We start from the raw sequence: 19,639 nt of genomic DNA on the forward strand, positions 1-19,639 counted from the left end.
CGCCTAGGCGCGCGCGGGCCGCGCCGGGTCCGACCATTCCTACGCCCGTACACGCCGCTTCCGACAGACGCCGCTGCGCGTTGCGCGGAGATTGAAATGCCATCGAAGGACATCGAGGCATGGAATTCTGCAACCGCGCACACGCAGGCCGCCTGCTGGCCCAGGTGCTCAGCGCGCATGGCGACTTTTCACACGCCCTCGTACTGGCGTTGCCGCGCGGCGGCGTGCCGGTCGCGTGGGAAGTAGCGCGTCGGCTCGGACTGCCGCTGGACGTGTACGTCGTGCGCAAGCTCGGCATTCCCGGGCACGAGGAGTACGCCTTCGGCGCCATTGCCGGAGGCGGCGTGTCGGTGATCAACGAGGCCGTGGTGCGGGGGCTTGGCCTCGATGCCACCGCTGTCGAGGAAGTGATCGAGGCCGAGCGCGCGGAGCTCGAGCGGCGCGAGCGCGACTACCGGGGCGGCCAACCGCCGCACGATGTTCGCGAACGCCAGGTGCTCGTGGTGGACGATGGCCTGGCCACGGGTGCCACGATGCTCGCCGCCGTTCGCGGGCTCCGGCAACTGGGCGCGCGCGCCGTGGTCGCGGCGGCGCCGGTGGTGTCGCCGGACGCGATCGCGCTCTTGCGGCCCGAAGCCGACGAAGTGCTCGGCGTGCGTTGCCCCGCGACCTTCTTCTCGGTTGGCGAGTGGTACGCGGATTTTTCGCAGACCACCGACGAGGAGGTCCGTCGGCTCCTGGCCGAAGCCCGGCATCTTGAACCTGCGCGCCACGCGCATGCGGTGCCATGAACCGCTCTGCCGACGTCGAGGCCATTCGCGCCGCCGCGGTGCTGCTGTCGCCCGGCGGCGATCATTCGGCGCTGCTCGATGCGATCGGCGATGCGCGCTTCGTGCTGCTCGGCGAGGCCTCGCACGGCACCCACGAGTTCTATCGCGAACGCGCACGCATCACGCAGCGCCTGGTCGCCGAACGCGGCTTTCGCGCGGTCGCCGTGGAGGGCGACTGGCCCGACGCGTACCGCGTCAACGCCTTCGTGCGCGGCGCGGGCCGGGATGCGTCCGTTGCCTCGGCGAACGAGGCGCTCGCGGGCTTCGAGCGCTTTCCGACCTGGATGTGGCGCAACGCCGATGTGCTGGATTTCGTGGGCTGGCTGCGCGCTTTCGACGCCGGCCGGGCGCATGCCGCGCAGTGCGGCTTCTATGGCCTGGACATGTACAGCCTGCACGCCTCCATGGCGCGGGTGCTCGCCTGGCTCGAACGCCATCGCCCCGAGGTCGCGCCGCTCGCGCGCGAGCGCTACGCGTGCTTCGACCGCTTCGGCGACGACAGCCAGGTCTACGGAATGATGACGGGCCTGCGCGGCGCCGAGGGCTGCGAGGAAGAGGTCGTCGCCATGCTCGTCGATGTGCAGCGTGCCGCCGCGCGGGAACGCACCGGGCCGCTCGACGCCGAGGCCGCGTTCGATGCCGAGCAGAACGCGCGGCTGGTGCGCAATGCCGAGTCGTACTACCGCGGCATGTACATGCGCAACGTGTCGTCGTGGAACCAGCGCGATACGCACATGGCCGGGACGCTCGATGCGATCGAAGCGCACCTGGGCCGCAGCGGCCTGGAGAAGATCGTCGTCTGGGCGCACAACTCGCACGTCGGCGACGCGCGCGCCACCGAGATGGGGCAGCGCCGCGGCGAACTGACGCTGGGCCAGCTGGTGCGCGAGCGCCATGGGGGCGACGCCTTCCTGGTCGGCTTCACCACGCACCACGGCACCGTGGCGGCGGCCTCCGACTGGGATGCGCCGCTCGAGCGCAAAGAGGTCGTGCCCTCGCTCGCGGGCAGCGTGGAGCGCCTGCTGCACGACACCGGCATCGGGCGCTTCACGCTGCCGCTGCGGGGCGACGGCGCTCATGTGGCGGTGCTGCGCCAGCGCCTGCTGGAGCGCGCGATCGGCGTCATCTACCGGCCCGAGACCGAACGCCAGAGCCACTACTTCGAGGCCGAGCCCGCGAGCCAGTTCGATGCGCTGGTGCACATCGACGCGACGCGGGCGGTGCGCCCGCTCGATGCGCATTCCGCGTGGGACGCCGCATCGGATGCGGCGGACCTGCCCGACACCTATCCCTTCGCAACCTGACAACCCGACAACCCGACAACCCGACAACCCGACACAGAGGAACCCAACCCATGAGCAAATCCCCAGGCCATCACAACTCGCCCGAGCACAAGGTCGAAGAGTCGATCGTCGATGCCCGCATGACGGTGGAGATCGACGGCGAGACCGTCGCCGATTCGCGCAACGTGCTGCGCGTGGACGAGGACGGCCATCCGCCGCGCTTCTACTTTCCGCGCGAGGACGCGCGGATGGAATTCTTGAAGCCCTCGGCCACCGTCACCGAATGTCCGTTCAAGGGCCAGGCCAGCTACTTCGATGCCGAGACGCGGCACAAGCACGCGAAGGACGTGGCGTGGAGCTACGAGGTGCCCTACGACGAGCACAAGGCGCTCGCGGGGCGGCTCGCATTCGACGAGACGGCGTCCGCCGCATTGCGCATCCGCAGCCTGCCGTAAGCCGCGGGCGGAGGTCCTAGCGCCGGAACATCCGCAGGTCGAGCGCGCTTTCTTCGCCGAGCCACATCGCATGCGCCGTGTGGTCGGCGAGGTCGTCGCCCGTCACGCCGTGCACGAAAATATCGAGGCCCTTGCGGTTGGCATCGAGCCATGCGATGACCTGGTCGAACTCGGCCGCATCGAAGGCGAGCTGGCAGCTCCAGTGCGGATGCGGGCCGACGAGGCGCTCGTGCACGCGGCCCACGACGACCATCAGCTCGCGGCCCGCGCGCTCGCAGAGTTCACGCGCTTGCGCCACCGTATCGGGTGCGAAGTAGACGTGGGCGTGGTACTGGGGGTAGAGGTTTTCGGGGCGGCGCGGCATGGTGCGCTCATTGTGATCCCACGCGCGATGCCTGATGCGCCGGCAGGTGAAATCGCCCGCTGTAGCGGAACACGTCGCCGAACCAGCGGTGGCGCAGCAGCATCTTCATCGTGAAGTGCTCGGGGCTCGCGGGGTCGGGGCGTTCCTCGACGTAGGCCGTGCCCATGAAGAGCCCGAGCGGCAGCGGGATGCGCAGGCCCGCGATGCGCCAGATGTAGCCCCGGTCGCGGAACACCAGCGCGCCGTCTTCCGCGCTCACGGCCAGGCGCATGCCGATGCCGAAGCGCACGTACTCGATCACCTCGGCGCCGTGCGACGCGGTGTGCTCCATGTGCGAGCGGAAGTGGAAGGGCTTGCGGTCCGCGAAGTGGAAGACGCGGTCCCAGTACAGGTTCGCGTCTTCGGGGTGGCAGCGGTAGTGCACCTCGATCGGCACGCCGGTGCCGGTGTAGGGAACGAGCGCGCCGAAGAGGCGGCCCAAGGGCATGAGCAGCGCGGCCCAGGGCGCGTGATGGACTTCGTTCATGGTGCCGCGCACGCACACGTAGTCGTCGGAGAACGGCGTCATCGTGTAGTGGCGGCGGATCACGTCGCCCAGGCGTTCCCAGTCCGCGCCGAGCGCTTGTTGGAAGACCGGTGGCGCGGTGTCGCGCGTCATTGCGCAGCCACCGCCACGGTGCCTTCGCTGCGCGCCTTGTAGAAGCGCAGGATGTGCTCGGCGCCGTCGTTCAGCAGGAAGCCCGCGACGCGGTCCGCATACCAGTTGAAGCGCGTGCTCACGCGCCACGCCACATCGACGCGCAGCTCGGTGCCGCCATCGCGCGGGGTCAGCGTGAAGGCCGAGTCGCGCAGGTCGAAATACTGGCCGCCGATCATCACGTGGTCGTCCAGCGCGCCGGGCGGAAAGGAGTCGGGCGCGAAGCGGTAGCGCCACTTCAGGAGGCGCCCGGGCTGCCACTCGGTGATGACCTCCTCGAAGTGCACGTTCTTCTGCCACAGCACCTTGCGCACGCGGCCCTCGGGCGTCTCCTCGGTCACGCCGGCCAGGGGCAGCGGCACGCCGATGCGGTAGGCCCACGCGTCATCGACTTCGGCGGGCTGGATGTCGCGCGCGTTGTTGAGCTCGTGCCACACGCGCTCGGGCGGCGCGGCGATGAAGAGCGTGCGCGAGGTGGTGGAGAACTGGTCGGGGTTCGGCAGGTGCGGCTCGATGGCGCCGAGCACGAGCGGCAGCATCGCGAAGCTGTAGAGCGCAGGCTTGGGCCAGTTCGTGACGCGGCACACCAGCCCCATCGCGAGGCCGCCCATGCTGCCCATCACGGCAAAGAGCGGCACGATGACGACGGCGCAGATCATCCCCTCGATGAAGACCAGCAGCGTGCCGATGACGAAGAGGGCCGTGGAGACCCACGGCGCCCAGATGTAGTAGCCCCAGCTGCGGCGCTCGATGCGCTCGGCCATGTACACCGTGACCGCGCCGCACACCGCGGGCGCGAGGTACACGAAGGCGCCGAGCATGGCCGAGAACGGATGGCCCGGCCCGCCGCTGAAGGCGATGCGCAGCACGAGCGCGGCGGCCGCGCCGACCAGCAGTGGCCAGAACCAGGCGAAGGGCATGCGGCGGCGGGGCGGCTCTTCGGCGTCGTTCGAATCGGCGTGGAGGGGGGCGAGCTCGGAGAGCCTGCTTTCTTCGGGTTCGGTGCTCATCGAAAAATCTTCTCCTCTTTGTGTTTTATCAACTGTTGCGCGTGGCAGTCACCATGGCGTAGTCGAAGTCGCGCCAGAACATGCCCAGCGCGAGCGCGCAATAACTCGCCACGATGTGCTTGCGGCGCCACGGGCTCAACTTGCCGCGCGCCTTCCAGAGTTCGGCCAGCGTGAAGCGCGTGGCCAGCACCGGGATGTGCAGCGCGCTCGGCGCGACGCGCCAGCGCAGCGACTTGAATTCGATGTCCCCGAAGCCGTGGTCGTGCAGGGCCGCGATGAAGTCGTCGCGCGTGGCCAGCGTGGGCACGGCCCAGCTGTCGGCCCAGAGGCGGTGCAGCCAGTGGGCGATGCGGCCGGGGTTCCTGCGCAGCAGGAAACCATCGACCACCACGAGCCGCGCGCCGGGCTTGAGCAGGCGCGCGGCTTCGCGCACGAAGTCGGCCTTGGCGGTGCCTTCGGCGTAGCAGGCGCTCTCCACCGCCCAGGCGCCGTCGGCCTGCGCGGCCGGCAGGCCCGTGCGGGTGTAGTCGGCCTCGATGTGCGCGACGCGATCGGCCACGCCGGCCGCGGCATCGAGCCGCGCGGCGATGCGGTTCTGCACCGGCACGTTGGTGACGGTGACCGCGCAGAGCGAGACGTCGTCGCCGACCAGCGTGCGTGCGGTGGCGCCGGCGCCGCAGCCCATGTCGATCACGCACCGGCGTTGGCCTGCGGCGGGTTGCATCTCATCGAGCCGCAGCGCGCGGCCGACGGCGCGGTTCATCTCCACCAGCATGCCTTCGCGGCGCAGCGGGTTGAGCCCCGCGCGCCAGAAGCCGAAGTGCATGTTGTAGCTCGGGCTCCAGGCGCTGTAGTCGACCGCCACTTCGGTGAAGTAGTCCTGCGTGTCCTCGGCCGTGATGGGCGTGGCGTGCGCCGACGGATGCGGCGCGGTGGAGGGCATGCGGAAGTCGGGCTGGAAGACGGTGGGCATCGAGGCTCTTTCGGACGTTGGTTCTTGTGTTCCCTGGGGGCGTGACAGCGTGATCGGTTCAGAGGCGGCAGTGGTCGTCGGCGCAGGTGGTGGGCGCGATGGCGCCGCGGCCCGCCAGGCGCGCGACGAGCCAGCGCGGCAGGCGGTAGCGGTTGCGCGCGAGCACGGCATAGGCGCGGTCGGCGAGGGCGCCGACGAGCGGCACATCGAGCAGTGCGCCGCCAGCGGGCAGGCCGACGGCGGCGCGGCAGGCGCGGATCGCGGCGACGCCGGACAGCACGCGGCCATCCGCATCGACCGCGTGCATCGCGGTCATCAGCGCCTCGCGCGGCGCTGGGCCGGCGGCGAAGCCGAGGGGCGAACAGTCGACGAGGTTCAGCCGGCCGTCGGCATCGCGTGCGCGCATCGCGCCCATCTCGGCCACGCAGAGCGGGCAGGTGGCGTCGTAGTAGACGGTCAGCGGGTAGGTCGTGGCGGCGGTGCGGCTCATGGTGTTCTTGGTTCTCGATATTTCAGTCAAAACAGAAATAGACAGGCAAAAAAAGGGAAGAGCTCAGATCATCGGCAGGCTGGCGTGGTGCGCGTCCGGATCGTCGCCCTTGCCAGCGGGTGCCGCGGGCGCATCGCCGCGCACGAACTTTTGCACGCTCGCCCCGAGCGTGAGCACCTTGTCCAGCGTGCCGGGCGAGAGCCGCAGCATCTCGTCGGCCCAGGTGGCGAGCTTGTTCATGAGGTCCATGGTGGAGCGGATGCGGTCCTGCGCATCGGCCGGCTCCTTCTGGAAATCGGGGCTGGACACGAGCTCGCGCAGCACGCGGATGGTGGGGTCGAACTCGCGCTCCTTGCGCTCGCGCACCACGGTGCGAAAGAGCTCCCACACATCGACGCTGGTCTCGAAATAATCGCGCCGGTCGCCCAGGATGTGGGTCACGCGCACGAGGTTCCAGGCCTGCAGTTCCTTCAGGCTGTTGCTGATGTTGGAGCGGGCCACGCCCAGGGTGTCGGAGAGCTCTTCGGCGTGCATCGGCTTGCCGTGGGCGAAGAGCAGCGCGTGGATCTGCGAGACGGTGCGGTTGACGCCCCACATGGAGCCCATTTCGCCCCAGTGGACGACGAACTTGCGTTGAATTTCTGTGAGTTCCATGCGGTCGAGTCTAGGATTTCCTAAATTTCTGTCAATAGAGAAATAGAAAAATCACCGGGCGCCGGAGAATGGTGAAATACTGTATGAATAAACAGTAAATTCCATTCCGAGGATTTGCCATGGCATCCGAATCCACCATTCCCATCCACATCATCAAGGGCCGAGGCGCGGCCACGCGGCTCGCGCACCGGTTCTCCAAGGACGAACGCGACGCCTTCGACGACGGCTGGGGCACGCTCGAAGAGGGCGTGGCCGAGGCCGAGGAGCTCATGCCGCTCGCGACCGAGGTGCGCTTCGAGGACGTGAAGTCGGTGCTCACCGAAAACGAATCGCCCGACATCTACTTCGACCGCTCGCTCAACCCCTACCGCGGCTGCGAGCACGGCTGCATCTACTGCTTCGCGCGGCCCACGCACAGCTACCTGAATCTCTCGCCGGGCCTGGACTTCGAGACCAAGCTCATCGCCAAGCGCAACATCGTGGAGGTGCTGCGCGCCGAGCTCGGGCGCAAGAGCTACAAGCCCAGCTACATCGCGATCGGCACCGCCACCGACTGCTACCAGCCCATCGAGCGCGAGCTGCGGATCACGCGCTCGGTCATCGAGTTGTTGAAGGAAGTGCGGCACCCGTTCGCGCTGGTCACCAAATCGAGCGCCATCGAGCGCGACCTCGACCTGATCGCGCCGATGGCGGCCGAGCACCTCGTGGCCGTGTACATCACGGTGACCACGCTCGATGGCGAACTCGCCCGCAAGCTCGAGCCGCGCGCCGCCGCGCCGCACCGGCGGCTGCGCACCATCCGCACGCTGGCCGAGGCGGGCGTGCCGGTGGGCGTGAGCGTGGCGCCGCAGATTCCCTTCGTCACCGAAGACATGGAGCACGTGCTCGAAGCCGCCTGGGAGGCCGGCGCGCGCAGCGCCTTCTACACGGTGGTGCGGCTGCCCTGGGAGGTGGCGCCGCTCTTCAAGGAATGGCTCGCGCTGCACTACCCGCAGCGCGCGGACCGCATCATGGCGCGCATCCACGAGATGCGCGGCGGCAAGGACTACGACGCCGATTTCGCCACGCGCATGAAGGGCTCGGGCCTCTGGGCCGACCTGATCCACCAGCGCTTCCAGAAGGCGACCCAGCGCCTGGGCTTCAACCGCGAGCGCATTCCGCTCGATGTCACCGCGTTCCGGCCGCCGGGGGCGGTGGGGCAGGGCAATCTGTTCTAGCGAGCCTGCATGCGGTGACGTCCGGCGCTCAGCTCTGCTCGAGCACGCGGCCGTTGAGCGGCTGCACCGGCCGTGCATTCATCCGGTAGAGCTTGCGAAAGGCCGCGAGCTGGCCCCGCGAAACTTCCACGGGTTGCTTGAGCACTTGCCAGCTCACGTCTTCGCTGCAGGGCGGCGTGGTCAGCGATCCGGTGAAGTGGTAGTAGTCGCGCCGGGCCGGCAGCAGGTCCGACGGGTTCAACGCTGCCTTCAGCGGCTCGGCCTGCCCGGCCTTGGAGGGCAGCGCATCGAACACGGACTTCAGCGCCGCGTTTTCATGCCCTTCCTTCAGCAGCACCGCGACCACCGCGAGTTGGCCCGCATCGCTCTTGTGCACCAGGTGCGCGACCATCGGGTAGGCCTTGCCGTCAATGCGTTCTTCGCTCGGCGTGTGGAAGTGGAACTGCACGAGCTTGAAGTCGCCGTCGGCCAGGTGCAGGGTGCCGCCGTTCGCGAGATTGACCTGGATGGTGTGCCCGGTGTTGACCGTCTCGCCGCTGCCCTCGGCGTAGTCGAACCCGATGGGCGTGAGCGCCGCCTTCTTCGCCTGCCGCGCCTTGATGTCGATCGGCGACTGGTGCTTGCCGAGCTTGCAGGTCGCGAAACCCGGCTCCAGGTCGCCCCATGCCTTGGCGCCGAGCTTGCCGCGGTAGTCCCAGTGCGTGTGCGCGTCCTCGGCCGATGCGGCGAGCGCCGCGGTGGCGATCAGGCTGCCGATGGCGAGCCGGATGAGGATCGAGAGATGTGATGTCATTGTTTGTTCTTTCTCTGATGGTTGAAGCGGCCATCGGACATCGCCTTCTTCGATGGCTGATGCCTGATGGCCGATGGCCTTCTACCACTTCGAGATGAACCCGCGGCGCAGCGCCGTTCACGCGCGATGGCGTGCACGGCGCGCTGCCGTCATTCCTTTCGCGCGACCGAGCCCAGCGTGGCGGCACCTTCCCAGTCGCCGCCCAGCGCCTTCACCAGAAACACCGCGGTCAGCAGGCGCTGCCCCTGCAACTGCGCGGCCTGCCGCTCCACCGTCAGCAGCGACTGCTGCGCGGTGATCACGTCCAGGTAGGTCGAGGCGCCGCCTTCGTAGCGGCTGGTCGCCATGTCGAGCACGCGGCGCGCGGCGGCGACGGCCGCTTGCGCCTGCGTGGTGGCGCTGTCGAGCGCCGAGAGTCCGGTGATGCCGTCTTCCACCTCCTGCATCGCGGTGAGCACGGTGCGGCGGTAGTTGCCCACGGTCGCGTCGTAGCCGGCCTTGGCGAAGTCGACGTTCGCGCGCACGCGGCCGCCGTCGAACAGCACCTGCGTGGCCGACACGCCCACCGACCACAGGAGGCTGGGCCCGTTGAACAGCGATTCGATCAACCGGCTGTCCACGCCCACGGTCGGCGAGATGATGAAGCTCGGATAGAAGGCCGCGGTCGCCACGCCGATCTGCGCATTCGCGGCCGCCATCGAGCGCTCGGCCGACGCCACGTCGGGCCGGCGCTGGAGGATTTCGGACGGCACACCGAGCGGCACCGCGGGCGGGCGGATCTCGCGCAGGTCCGCGGGCAGCGCGAAGCTCGGCGCGGGCGTGCCGGTGAGGGTGGCGAGCGCGTGCTCGTACTGCGCGCGCTGCTTTCTCAGCACGTCGACCTGCGTCAGCGTGGTCTCCAGCAGCGCCTGCTGCTGCGCGACGTCCAGGCCCGATATCGCGCCCAGGTCGTGCCGCGCCGTGACCAGCTCGAGCGCGCGGCGCTGCAGGCCGATGGAGCGCGAGAGCACATCGAGTTCGACGTCGGTCGAGCGCAGGTTGAAGTAGTTGTTCGCCACGTCGGCGGTGAGCACGAGGCGCGTGTTCGCAAGGTCCGCGGCCGACTGCTCGGCCGAGGCCGTCGCGCCTTCGACCGTGCGCTGCACGCGGCTCGCGAGGTCGAGCTCGTAGCTGGCGTTGAGCGACAGCGCGAAGTCGTTCTGCACGGTCGACGCGTTGGTCGTCGCGTAGTTGGTGAGCGGCCGGTTGGCGGAAATCTTCAGGCGCGAGGCGCGGGCGCCCAAGCCCAGTTGCGGGAAGCGGCTGGCCGCGTTGGCGTCGAGATTGGCGCGCGCCTGGGCCAGTCGCGCGTTGGCGATGACCAGCGTCGGGCTGCCGGCGAGGGCCCTGTCCTGCAGCGCGTCGAGCCGCGCATCGTTGAAGCGCTTCCACCACGGGCCCTTGTCGGCCATGTCGTTCGGCGTGGCCTCGCGCCAGGGCGCCTCGAGCGTCCAGCTGACGGGCAGGGGCGTCTCGGGCGTCTTGTAGTCGGGCCCGACCGCGCAGCCCGCGGCCAGCAGGGCCGCGGCGAGCAGGGTCGCGGCGGCAATGACCCGCAGTCTCACGCCGGTTCCTTCTTCGCGGCTGCCTTCGCAGCGGGTGCGGGTTCATCGGGCGCCACGGTCACCACGTCGCCTTCGGCCAGCGAGTCGGAGGGGTTGAGCACCATGCGGTCGTTGTTGCCGAGGCCGTCGGTCACCTCGACGCTCTCGCCGTAGTTGCGGCCGAGCGTCACCGCGCGCAGCGCGATGCGGCCCTGTGCATCGACCACCGCGATGCGCGTGCCCTCGGCGCGGAACAGCAGCGCATTGGCCGGCACCGTGATCGTGCGGGCCGCGGCCAGCGGCAGCGACACCTGCACGTAGGCGCCCGGCAGCAGCGCGCCGTCGCGGTTCGGGAGCGACACCTCGACCTGCATCATCCGCGTGCTCGCGTCGATGGCGCCCGAGGTGCGCGCCACTTCGCCCTTGAAGGTCTGGCCGCGCAGCTCGGCCTGCGTCACCACCACCGGCTGTCCGGCCTTCACGAGCTGCGCATAAGCCTGCGGCACGTTGATGTACACGCGCAGCGGATCGGTCTGCGCCAGCATGAAGAGCGCGCGCCCGGCACCGCCGCCCGCGCCCGCGTCGATGAGGTCGCCCACGTCGACGTTGCGGCGCGTGATGACGCCCGCGAACGGCGCGACCACGCGCTTGAAGCCTTCGGTCTGCTTCAGGCGCTGCACGTTGGCATCGGCAGCGGCCACGTTCGAGGTGGCCTGCGCGACGGCGCTGCGGCGCTCGTCCAGGTCCTGCTGGGAGACCACGTCTTTCTTGCGCAGGTTTTCCCAGCGCTCGGCGGTGCTCTGCGCGAGCCCGAGGCCCGAGGCGGCCTGCGCGCGCGCGGCGACCGCTTGCGAGAGCTGCTGGTCGATTTCGGGCGTTTCGATTTCCGCGAGCAGCTCGCCCTTTTCGACGCGGCTGCCGATGTCCTTGGTCCAGCGCTTGAGGTAACCGCTCGCGCGCGCCGAGATCGGCGACTGCACGAAGCCCTGCAGCGTGCCCGGCAGCGCCAGCGTCTGGCCGGCGGTGGGCGTGCGCGGCAGCGCGGTCTGCACATAGAGCTTGGCGCGTTCGCTCGTGCCCGCCTCGAGCGCGCGCGCGTTGGCGATGCGCACGAACACCGTGCGCGCCGCACCGAGCGCCAGCAGCACGAGCACGATCACGACGAGCCAGCGCGTGCGCTTGACGATCTGCCGGCGGCGCAGCAGTTCGCCTTCGCCCTCTTCGGCGGCGATGGGGTGGATGGCCAATGCCGAGTGGCGTTGCTCCGTCATGACCAGCTCGGCGCCGGGCCGCCCCCAAGGCGAGCTGCGGCCCCCTCGGGGGGCAGCGAATACATGAAGTGAATGAGCGTGGGGGTCACGTACTAGTTCTCCTGGGGCGCGATGCCCGCTGGCGGTTGCGCCGAATGTGCGGCGGCTTCCTCGCGTGCCGCCTTGCGGTGCGCAAGCCGACTGTGCACCCCCGCGAACACGGCGGGTACGAAAAACAATGTCGACACCGTGGCAAAAAGCAGGCCACCGATGACCGCGCGGCCCAGCGGCGCGTTCTGCTCGGCGCCTTCGCCCAGGCCCAGCGCCATCGGGATCATGCCGATGATCATCGCCAGCGCCGTCATCAGCACCGGGCGGATGCGGGTAGCGCCGCCTTCGAGCGCGGCCGAGAGCGGCGGAATGCCGGCTTGCAGGCGCTCGCGCGCGAACGACACCAGCAGGATGGAGTTGGCCGTGGCCACCCCCATGGTCATGATCGCGCCCGTGAGCGCGGGCACGCTCAGCGTGGTGCCGGTGATGAAGAGCATCCACGCGATGCCCGCGAGCGCGGCGGGCAGGGCGGTGATGATGATGGCCGCATCCAGCCACGACTGGAAGGTGACCACGATCAGCAGGTACACCAGCACGATCGCCATCACGAGGCCCACACCGAGGCCGATGAACGACGACTGCATCGTCTGCACCTGCCCGCGGATGGTGACCTGGCTGCCGCGCGAGAGCTTGGGCCGCATCTCGTCGACCAGCACCTGCACCTTGGAGGCGACGCTCGCGAGGTCGGTGCCCTGCACGCTCACGTAGACGTCGATCACCGGCGCGATGTTGTAGCGCGACTGAATGGCCGGCTGGCGCGCCGCCTGCGCATCGACCAGGTTGCCCAGCAGCTGCTGCGAGGCGCCAGTTGCCGCCGCGGCGCCGCCGGTTCCCACCGGGATGTTGAGCAGCGAATCGAGCGAGTCGATGTTGTACTGCGGCGTCTGCACCGCGATGCTGTAGACCACGCCGTTCACCGGATTGAGCCAGAAGGCCGGCGCCGTCTGCGAACTGCCCGAGAGCGCGATCAGCACGTTCTGCCCGACGTTGGCCGCCGTGAGGCCGTACTGCTGCAGCCGCGTGCGGTCCATCTGCAGGTTGAGGCTGGGGCCATCGAGCCGCTGGTGCACGTGCGCATCGACCGCGCCCGGGATCTGCTTGATCGCCTTGGTGAGCTCGGCCGCGCGGGCCGCGTTGCCGGCCGTGTCGGCGCCGCTGAACTGCACGTCGATGGCCGCGGGCAGGCCGAAGTTCAGGATCTGCGTGACGATGTCCGCGGGCTGGAAGAAGAACTCGATGCCCGGAAAGCGCTTGGGCAGCTCCGCGCGCAGCAGCGAGACGAATTCCTCGGTGGGCCGGTGGCCGTCCTTCAGCGAGAGCAGCAGCTCCGCATCGAAGGTGCCGATGGTGCCGGCGTTGCTGTACGAGAGGTTGATGCCGCTGTTGGGAATGCCCAGGTTGTCCAGGATCGTTTCGAGCTGGTCGGCCGGCACCAGCTCGCGTATGGCCACTTCCACCCGGTCCGTGAGGCGCGCGGTTTCCTCGATGCGGGTGCCGGTGGGCGCGCGCACATGCAGGCGGATCTGGCCCGCGTCCACGGTCGGGAAGAAGTCGCGGCCCAGCGCCGGATACAGCAGGCAGGAAAGAAGGCAGAAGCCGAGGAAGAGGCCGATGAAGCCGCCGCGCTTGGAAAGCACCACCGACAGCAGCAGCGTGTACGCGCGGCGCACGCGCTCGAAGCGGCGGTCGAAGCTCTGGTAGACGCGCTGCAATGCGCTGGGCTTTTTGGCCACGGCCCCGTTGGCCGGCTGCGCATGCACGCCGCCCATCAGCAGCATCACCAGCGTGGGCACCAGCGTGCGCGAGAGCAGGTACGAAGCCAGCATCGCGAACACCACCGCCTCGGCCAGCGGCACGAACAAAAAGCGCGCCACGCCCGAGAGAAAGAACATCGGCACGAACACGATGCAGATGCACAACGTGGAGACGAAGGCGGCGCTGCCGATTTCGCCCGCGCCGACCTCGATGGCTTCCCTGAGCGGCGTGCCCATGTGCAGGTGGCGCTCGATGTTCTCGATGGTCACGATCGCCTGGTCCACCAATATGCCCACCGAGAGCGCCAGGCCCCCCAGCGTCATGAGGTTGAGCGTTTCGCCCAGCGAATACAGCACCAGGATCGAGGCCAGGATCGATAGCGGAATCGTGAGGCCGATGATGAGCGTGCTGCGCCAGTTGCCAAGGAACAGCAGCACCATCGCGGCCGTGAGCGCGGCGGCCAGGATGGCCTCGAACACCACGCCCTTGACGGCGGCCTTCACGAACACCGACTGGTCGAAGAGCGGCGTGACCTTGATGTCCTGCGGCATCGACTGGGTGGCGATCGGCAGCATCGCGCGGATGTTGGCCACGATGTCCAGCGTGGAGGCGCCGCCGTTCTTGAGCACCGACAGCAGCACGCCGCGCACGCCGTCCTGGCGCACGATGTTGGTCTGCGGCGAGAAGCCGTCGCGCACATAGGCCACGTCGCGCAGGTAGGTGGTGGCGCCGTTCACGGTGCGCACCGGCAGGTCGTTCAGGCCCGCGATGGCGTCGGGCGAGCCGTTCATGCGCACGCTGTATTCGGTGGCGCCGAACTTGGCGGTGCCCGAGGGCAGGATCAGGTTCTGCGTGTTGACCGCGTTCACCACGTCGGCCGGCGTCAAGCCGCGCGCCTGCATCGCCTGGGTGTCCAGGTCGACCGAGATCAACCGGTTCTTGCCGCCGTAGGGAAAGGGAATGGCCGCGCCCGGCACCGTGATGAGCTGCGGGCGCAGCTGGTTGACGGTGGCGTCGAAGAGCGAGTTTTCAGAGCGCGTGGGGCTGGAGAGCGCCAGCTGGATCACCGGCACGCTGGAGGCCGAATACTTGATGACCAGCGGTGGCGTGATGCCCGGCGGCAGCTGCCGCACCTGCGCCTGCATGGAGGCCACCACCTGCGAGATCGCCATCTCGATGTTGGCCGTGGGCTGGAAGAACACCTTGATGATCGACACGCCCGCGAGCGACTGCGACTCGATGTGCTCGATGTCGCTCACCGTGGTCGTGAGGCCCCGCTCGACCTGGCCCGAGATGCGCTGGCCCATCTCCTGGGCCGGCAGGCCCGTGTAGTTCCAGATGACGCTGACCACCGGGATGTTGATCTCCGGAAAGATGTCGGTGGCCATGCGCGCCAGGACAAAAGGCGTGGCCAGCACGATCAGCATCGCCATGACGATGAAGGTGTAAGGACGACGCAACGCGAGCTGGACCATGGCGAGGGTTCTCTGCTTCCGGCGGAAAAAGGTTTCGCATCATAAGGAAGTAGATTTAAGTTTGCTCTCGCCATCTCTTTGGTGTGGTGCTTTACCAAAAGGCCGCATGGGGGCGGGGTCCGACTGGTAGTCGCGCGGTGGCAGAGCGCGGCGCCGGCCGCGGGGCGGCAGGGCGAAGATTTTCAAGTAATGCTCAATTTATTTGAGTATCCGGTATTTTTGAGAGTGACTTATGATCAAGTAATACTCAAAAATATGACCATGCCCAAAGTCGACACCACGAAGCCGCTCCGCGCCGCGCGCAGCGAGAAATCCGGCCGCCGCATCGAGAGCCTGCTCTCGGTCGCCAGGGAAGTCTTTGCCGAGAAGGGCTTCGAGCGCACCACCACGCTGGAGATCGCCCAGCGCCTGGGCGTCTCCGAGGCCACCGTGTTCACCTATTTCGGCAGCAAGCGCGAGCTGTGCCTGGAAGTCATCCGCCGCTGGTACGACCAGATCTCCGGGGAGGTCGAGCGCGAGCTGCCGCTGCTGGGCGGCCTGCGCGCGCAGCTGGCCTTCGTCGTGCGCAAGCACCTGGTCAACCTGATGGGCGAAGGCGCGGGCCTTTGCGCGCTGGTGCTGAGCGAAGGGCGCACGGCCGATGCGGCGTTCGGCGGCGTCATCGCCGACCTCAAGCGCCGCTACACCGCGCCGTTCATGCACGCGCTGGCCGCCGCGCGCGAGGCCGGCGAACTGCGGGACGGCGTGCCGCTGCGGCTCGTGCGCGACATGGTGTTCGGCGCGATGGAGCACGTGCTCTGGGACTACGTGGTCTCCGGCAAGAAACCCGACATCGAGCAGACCGCGTCGCAGCTCACCGAGCTCTTGTGGAGCGCCCTCGTGCCCGCCGATGCGTCGCTGCACGCGCTCTCGCAGTTCCGCGCGGAAGTGGGCCATGCGCTGCGGCGGCTCGATGGGCCTTCTTCCCCATCACCGTCTTCCCCGTCTTCAAAATCTCGCAAGACCTCTTCATGAACGATTCCGTACCTTCTCTTTCGTCCACGCTGCCCGAGCGCTGCGTGATCGTCGTCGACAACGCCTTGCCCGCCGGGCTCGCGGCCAACGCCGCGGCGGTGGTGGCGCTCACCGTGGGCCAGCGCCATCCGGGCCTGGTCGGCGCGCCGCTGGTCGATGCGTCGGGCGGCGTGCATCCGGGCCTCATACCGATCGGCATCGCCGTGCTCGGCGCGAGCCAGGAGGAGCTGGCCGCGGTGCGCCACAAGGCCATGGCGACGACCGAATGCGATGTGGTCGACTTTCCGGTGCAGGGCCAGCAGACCACCAACTACGCGGCCTTCGGCGAAGCCGTGGCTGCCGTGCCGGGGCAGGCGCTCCGCTATGTGGCGGTGGCGCTTGTCGGCGAGCGCAAGCCGCTGGGCAAGGTGGTGTCCAAGCTCGGGTTGCTGGGCTAGGGCCTGTTCACTGCGCGGGCGCATCCAGCGCCAGCCGCAGCCGCGTGACGTTCGGATTGCCCGGGTCGCGCTGCACCTTGAAGCCCAGCTTGCGCGCGAGCGCGAGCATGCCGACGTTGTCGTAGAGCGTGATGTCCGCCAGCTGCTTCACGCCGGCCGCGGCCGCCGCATCGATCAGCTTGCGCAGGAGCTTCATCGCGACGCCGCGGTGCTGCCACGCATCGCCGATCACGACCGCGAATTCGGCGACGTGCGCCGTCTCGGGCGTGTCGCCGCGCACGTAGCGCACCACGCCCATCTGCTGCTCTGCGCCGTCGACCACGGTGGTCGCGATGAGCGCGAGCTCGCGGTCGTAGTCGATGTGGGTCATGCGCCAGAGCTCGTCGGGCTGGGGCTTGCGCGGCGAGAGCAGGCGGTGGTAGCCCGTTTGGTTCGACAGGCCCGCGACGAACGCCGTGTGCATCGCGAGGTCGTCCGCGTGGATCGGCCGGATGCGCACCCGCGTGCCGTCGGCCAGCTGCCAGTCCTCGGCCAGGTGGCGCGGGTAGCGTGACGAAGGATCGGGGGAGGGCGCCTGCGTTGCCATAGCCCGGTTGTGCCACGCCCCCCGGGGCAGGTCAACGTGGCATCCCCTCGCTCGCCCCCTCCCTCTTCAGGAGTGTTCAGGGCACGAGGAACGAATGCACCAGCGTCAGCTCGCCGGGCTTGCGCAGCGGCACGCGAAAGACCTGCTGCTTTTCGCGGGGCGTGCCCTCGTCCTGCAGGATCGCCACCTGCGCGGTCGTGACCGCCTCGCGCTGCTCGCCCGCGCCGAAGTAGTTCACGAACACGTGGTAGGCCCCTTGCACCGGGCTGGGCGTGGCGAAGATCTCGGGGCCGAAGCCGGTCGTCACGTCCACGTCCAGCGCGCCGCCGTTGGGGGCCACGCGCGCGCCGTAGAACACGTGCTGGCCGTCGGGCGAGACCACGTGCAGGTCCAGGTCGGTGCTGTCGCTGTCCCAGCTGAGCACGACGCGCAGCTTGACGGGCACGCGGCTGGCCTGCGTCTCGTAGAACTGGGAGCGCGCCACTTCGCCGTTGGGCGAGCGCACCTCCACGCCGTGGCTGCCGCTGCCGAACGACCAGGGCCGCGCGAAGTTGCCCTTCTCGTCGGTCAGGAGCGGAATGGCGATGCCGTCCACGATGAGGCGCGCGGGGGTGCGCGGGGCCGTGTCCTTCGCGTCCTTTGTCTTGGGCGTGGCGGCGATGCGGCCGCGGATCAGCGAGGCTTCCGAGCGCCCGTTGGCGTTCACGCTGCTGGCCGGGTAGTGCACTTCCTGCACGAAGTCCTGCTGCTGGGCCGGCGCGTTGCGCCAGCCGCCGCGCGGGGTGTCGAGCGTGGCCTGGGCCAGCGCCGCGACGCTGGAAAGACCGCAAAGAAGGCCGATGGCCGCAAAGGTGGCGCGGCGCGCCGTCGAAGAGTGGTTCATGAGTCTGCCAGTTGCTGCGCAAGCCGTTCGATGAAGGTTTCGTCCTGCCCGTGGGGATGGTCGCGGAAGGCCAGGTGCAGGTATTCGTGGATGAGCGAGACGCGGCCTTCGCGGCTGTGCCATTCGCGCACCCGGATCACCAGGCGCCGCTGGTCGGAATGGGGCACGCCCATGGCCAGCTGGCACACGCGCAGCGTGTCGTCCACGGGCTGGAAGCCGGCCTCGGCTCGCAGCACCCGGCGCCAGCGCTGCTGGCGTTCGGCCAGCCATTGCTGCGCCAGCGGCAGGGGCGTGCAGTCGGCCTCGGCGCGGAACGGCGCGAGGCTGCCGCGCGGGTAGGCCGTGCGCAGGATGGCCGCGAACGGCTGCCCCTGGCGCCCCGCGGCGACCGCGGCCTGCCAGGACATGACGCCGGGCGACGCCTGGTCGCCGTGATAGCGCACCGCCTGCCCGTCGATCACGAGGCCTTCGGTGAAGGCCGTCGCGGCGCGCGCTGCGGCGCTCGGTGGATTGGGGCTCACGCGCTGCGCGCGGCTGTCGTCGGCAATCTGGCGGCAGCCCTCGGTTTCGGCGGCGTTCTGCAGCACGTAGCTGCGCGCCGCGATCGCCAGGGCGCGGGCGGCTTCGGTTTGGCGCGCATCGCCTTCGCGATCGACCACGCGCGCCACGTAGTCCTCCAGCGGCAGGCGCGCGGCGATGCGCGGGCCGTCCGCGCCGTAGCGCAGCACCTGCGCCGGCACGGCCTCCATCGCGAGCTGCGAGCCGTTCTGGAAGGCGATGCGGTAGCGCCCGCGCAACGGGCCGGCCGGCGCGGCGGCGGTGTTGCCCGCGGCCGCGCGCTGCACGCTGGCGATCGGATAGCGCTGGAAGAAATCGACCGCGATGCAGGGCTGCGCGCTCACGGCCGCGGCGTCCGGCACGGGCGCGGCCAGGCCGTGCGCGGCCCACTGCGCGGCCATCCATGGGGCTTCGGCGCGCAGCGCGCTGCGGCTGGTGCCGGCGTCGCCGAACCAGAAGGGCGTGCCGTCGGCCAGCCAGCCGGCGGCGCCGCCGACGGGCTGCGTGCCTTCGCGCCACGACCAGGTCTTCAGGCGCGGCCCGCCACCCAGCGCGGCGAGCACTTCGTCGTCGCGCACCGTGACGGGCTGCAGCGCCTGCCGCGCGGCCGTGCGCGCGGGGGCGGGCACCTGGCGCAGGGCGGCCAGCAGATCGGCCACCGGCACCCGCGTCTCGGGCTTCATGGCGTCCAGCCGCTGCAGCCAGGCGGGGGCGTCGTTGTCGCGCCAGAAGCGCGTCCAGCCACCAGCGTCCAGGCCCAGGCGCGCGGGCTCGAAATAGGGGCCGCAGGACTGGGCCAGCGCCTGTTCGCGGCCGATGCTGGCGCCGGGGTCGCAGCAGTACTCGTCGTCGGTGCGGCGTTCCGCGCTGGCGCAGCGGTAGGCCGGCTCCTGCGTGGCGTTGACGGCGAGGTAGCTGTAGACGAAGAGCTTCCACACGCTGCCCAGCGGGGTCTGCAAATTGCCCGCTGCGTTCGGCACATTCGTCGGGTTCGTCGCGTTCGTCGGGTTCGTCGCGTTCGTCGGGTTTGCAAGAGCCTCGGTGCCTCGCGGCGTGCGTTCGACCGCGACCATGCCTTCGTCGGTGAGCCAGGCCAGGCGCGGCGGCACTTTGGGTGGCGCCGCCGCGAGGGCGGGCAGCACCAGCGCGGCCGCGAGCGCGAACGCACCGGCGCCCGGCATCGCCAGTCGCGAGAGCATCCGTGCCGCTTTCATGGTGGGC

The 19,639-nt window shown here is 69.4% G+C and carries 19 protein-coding genes; 6 read left to right on the forward strand and 13 right to left on the reverse strand.

Annotation, left to right across the window (positions count from 1 at the left end; translation table 11 throughout):
• The first annotated feature begins 119 nt into the window (after nucleotides 1–119).
• From JC881_RS22200 to JC881_RS22210, 3 genes are read left to right on the forward strand one after another with little or no spacing between them, the layout of a single operon-like run.
• Nucleotides 120–791: a phosphoribosyltransferase gene (locus JC881_RS22200; protein ID WP_198787838.1), complete on the forward strand. Its 672-nt coding sequence runs from the start codon at nucleotides 120–122 to the stop codon at nucleotides 789–791.
• Complete coding sequence (locus tag JC881_RS22205) at nucleotides 788–2,134, forward strand: erythromycin esterase family protein (RefSeq protein WP_198787839.1); 1,347 nt, start codon at nucleotides 788–790, stop codon at nucleotides 2,132–2,134. The genes JC881_RS22200 and JC881_RS22205 overlap by 4 nt, the downstream gene beginning before the upstream one ends.
• A 50-nt stretch (nucleotides 2,135–2,184) precedes the next feature.
• Nucleotides 2,185–2,568 (forward strand): DUF427 domain-containing protein, encoded by a 384-nt coding sequence (locus JC881_RS22210; protein ID WP_198787840.1) that lies wholly within the window; start codon nucleotides 2,185–2,187, stop codon nucleotides 2,566–2,568.
• Between the two features lie 16 nt (nucleotides 2,569–2,584).
• On the opposite strand, the gene JC881_RS22215 is transcribed toward JC881_RS22210, so the two are convergent.
• From JC881_RS22215 to JC881_RS22240, 6 genes are all read right to left on the reverse strand, one after another.
• The gene (locus JC881_RS22215) at nucleotides 2,585–2,932 is read right to left on the reverse strand and encodes a DOPA 4,5-dioxygenase family protein (protein WP_198787841.1); all 348 of its coding nucleotides are present in this window, start codon (nucleotides 2,930–2,932) and stop codon (nucleotides 2,585–2,587) included.
• Between the two features lie 7 nt (nucleotides 2,933–2,939).
• Nucleotides 2,940–3,590, reverse strand: coding sequence for a DUF4166 domain-containing protein (locus JC881_RS22220; RefSeq protein ID WP_198787842.1), 651 nt, complete (start codon nucleotides 3,588–3,590; stop codon nucleotides 2,940–2,942).
• Complete coding sequence (locus JC881_RS22225; RefSeq protein ID WP_198787843.1) at nucleotides 3,587–4,639, reverse strand: SRPBCC domain-containing protein; 1,053 nt, start codon at nucleotides 4,637–4,639, stop codon at nucleotides 3,587–3,589. The genes JC881_RS22220 and JC881_RS22225 overlap by 4 nt, the downstream gene beginning before the upstream one ends.
• A 28-nt stretch (nucleotides 4,640–4,667) precedes the next feature.
• The gene (locus JC881_RS22230) at nucleotides 4,668–5,612 is read right to left on the reverse strand and encodes an SAM-dependent methyltransferase (RefSeq protein ID WP_198787844.1); all 945 of its coding nucleotides are present in this window, start codon (nucleotides 5,610–5,612) and stop codon (nucleotides 4,668–4,670) included.
• Between the two features lie 58 nt (nucleotides 5,613–5,670).
• On the reverse strand, nucleotides 5,671–6,102 hold the full coding sequence (locus JC881_RS22235; RefSeq protein WP_198787845.1) for a thiol-disulfide oxidoreductase DCC family protein: 432 nt from the start codon (nucleotides 6,100–6,102) through the stop codon (nucleotides 5,671–5,673).
• Nucleotides 6,103–6,165: 63 nt separating this feature from the next.
• Nucleotides 6,166–6,756, reverse strand: a complete 591-nt coding sequence (locus tag JC881_RS22240; protein WP_198787846.1) for a GbsR/MarR family transcriptional regulator — start codon at nucleotides 6,754–6,756, stop codon at nucleotides 6,166–6,168.
• Between the two features lie 119 nt (nucleotides 6,757–6,875).
• Between JC881_RS22240 and JC881_RS22245 the strand changes: the two genes are divergently transcribed.
• Entirely contained in the window at nucleotides 6,876–7,973 is a 1,098-nt protein-coding gene (locus JC881_RS22245; protein WP_198787847.1) for a PA0069 family radical SAM protein, read from the forward strand.
• Nucleotides 7,974–8,001: 28 nt separating this feature from the next.
• On the opposite strand, the gene JC881_RS22250 is transcribed toward JC881_RS22245, so the two are convergent.
• From JC881_RS22250 to JC881_RS22265, 4 genes are all read right to left on the reverse strand, one after another.
• The gene (locus JC881_RS22250; RefSeq protein WP_198787848.1) at nucleotides 8,002–8,766 is read right to left on the reverse strand and encodes a carbonic anhydrase; all 765 of its coding nucleotides are present in this window, start codon (nucleotides 8,764–8,766) and stop codon (nucleotides 8,002–8,004) included.
• A 149-nt stretch (nucleotides 8,767–8,915) separates the two neighbouring features.
• Nucleotides 8,916–10,370 (reverse strand): efflux transporter outer membrane subunit, encoded by a 1,455-nt coding sequence (locus JC881_RS22255; RefSeq protein ID WP_198787849.1) that lies wholly within the window; start codon nucleotides 10,368–10,370, stop codon nucleotides 8,916–8,918.
• The gene (locus JC881_RS22260) at nucleotides 10,367–11,620 is read right to left on the reverse strand and encodes an efflux RND transporter periplasmic adaptor subunit (RefSeq protein ID WP_198787850.1); all 1,254 of its coding nucleotides are present in this window, start codon (nucleotides 11,618–11,620) and stop codon (nucleotides 10,367–10,369) included. The genes JC881_RS22255 and JC881_RS22260 overlap by 4 nt, the downstream gene beginning before the upstream one ends.
• Nucleotides 11,621–11,712: 92 nt before the next feature.
• Complete coding sequence (locus tag JC881_RS22265; RefSeq protein WP_198787851.1) at nucleotides 11,713–14,940, reverse strand: efflux RND transporter permease subunit; 3,228 nt, start codon at nucleotides 14,938–14,940, stop codon at nucleotides 11,713–11,715.
• A gap of 255 nt (nucleotides 14,941–15,195) precedes the next feature.
• Here JC881_RS22265 and JC881_RS22270 point away from each other — a divergent pair, with 255 nt between their 5' ends.
• Both JC881_RS22270 and JC881_RS22275 read left to right on the forward strand, forming a co-directional pair.
• Complete coding sequence (locus tag JC881_RS22270) at nucleotides 15,196–15,954, forward strand: TetR/AcrR family transcriptional regulator (protein ID WP_233101965.1); 759 nt, start codon at nucleotides 15,196–15,198, stop codon at nucleotides 15,952–15,954.
• Complete coding sequence (locus JC881_RS22275) at nucleotides 15,951–16,391, forward strand: DUF2000 domain-containing protein (protein WP_198787852.1); 441 nt, start codon at nucleotides 15,951–15,953, stop codon at nucleotides 16,389–16,391. Before JC881_RS22270 ends, JC881_RS22275 begins: the two co-directional genes overlap by 4 nt.
• A 7-nt stretch (nucleotides 16,392–16,398) precedes the next feature.
• On the opposite strand, the gene JC881_RS22280 is transcribed toward JC881_RS22275, so the two are convergent.
• The 3 genes from JC881_RS22280 to JC881_RS22290 form a co-directional block, all read right to left on the reverse strand.
• Nucleotides 16,399–16,977, reverse strand: a complete 579-nt coding sequence (locus JC881_RS22280) for a GNAT family N-acetyltransferase (RefSeq protein ID WP_198787853.1) — start codon at nucleotides 16,975–16,977, stop codon at nucleotides 16,399–16,401.
• Nucleotides 16,978–17,053: 76 nt separating this feature from the next.
• Nucleotides 17,054–17,860: a YfaP family protein gene (locus JC881_RS22285; protein WP_198787854.1), complete on the reverse strand. Its 807-nt coding sequence runs from the start codon at nucleotides 17,858–17,860 to the stop codon at nucleotides 17,054–17,056.
• Nucleotides 17,857–19,632: a DUF2300 domain-containing protein gene (locus JC881_RS22290; RefSeq protein ID WP_198787855.1), complete on the reverse strand. Its 1,776-nt coding sequence runs from the start codon at nucleotides 19,630–19,632 to the stop codon at nucleotides 17,857–17,859. Before JC881_RS22290 ends, JC881_RS22285 begins: the two co-directional genes overlap by 4 nt.
• Nucleotides 19,633–19,639 lie beyond the last annotated feature (7 nt).

Origin of the sequence: Variovorax sp. IB41 (genome assembly GCF_016405905.1) — a bacterium.
Lineage (GTDB): Bacteria > Pseudomonadota > Gammaproteobacteria > Burkholderiales > Burkholderiaceae_C > Variovorax.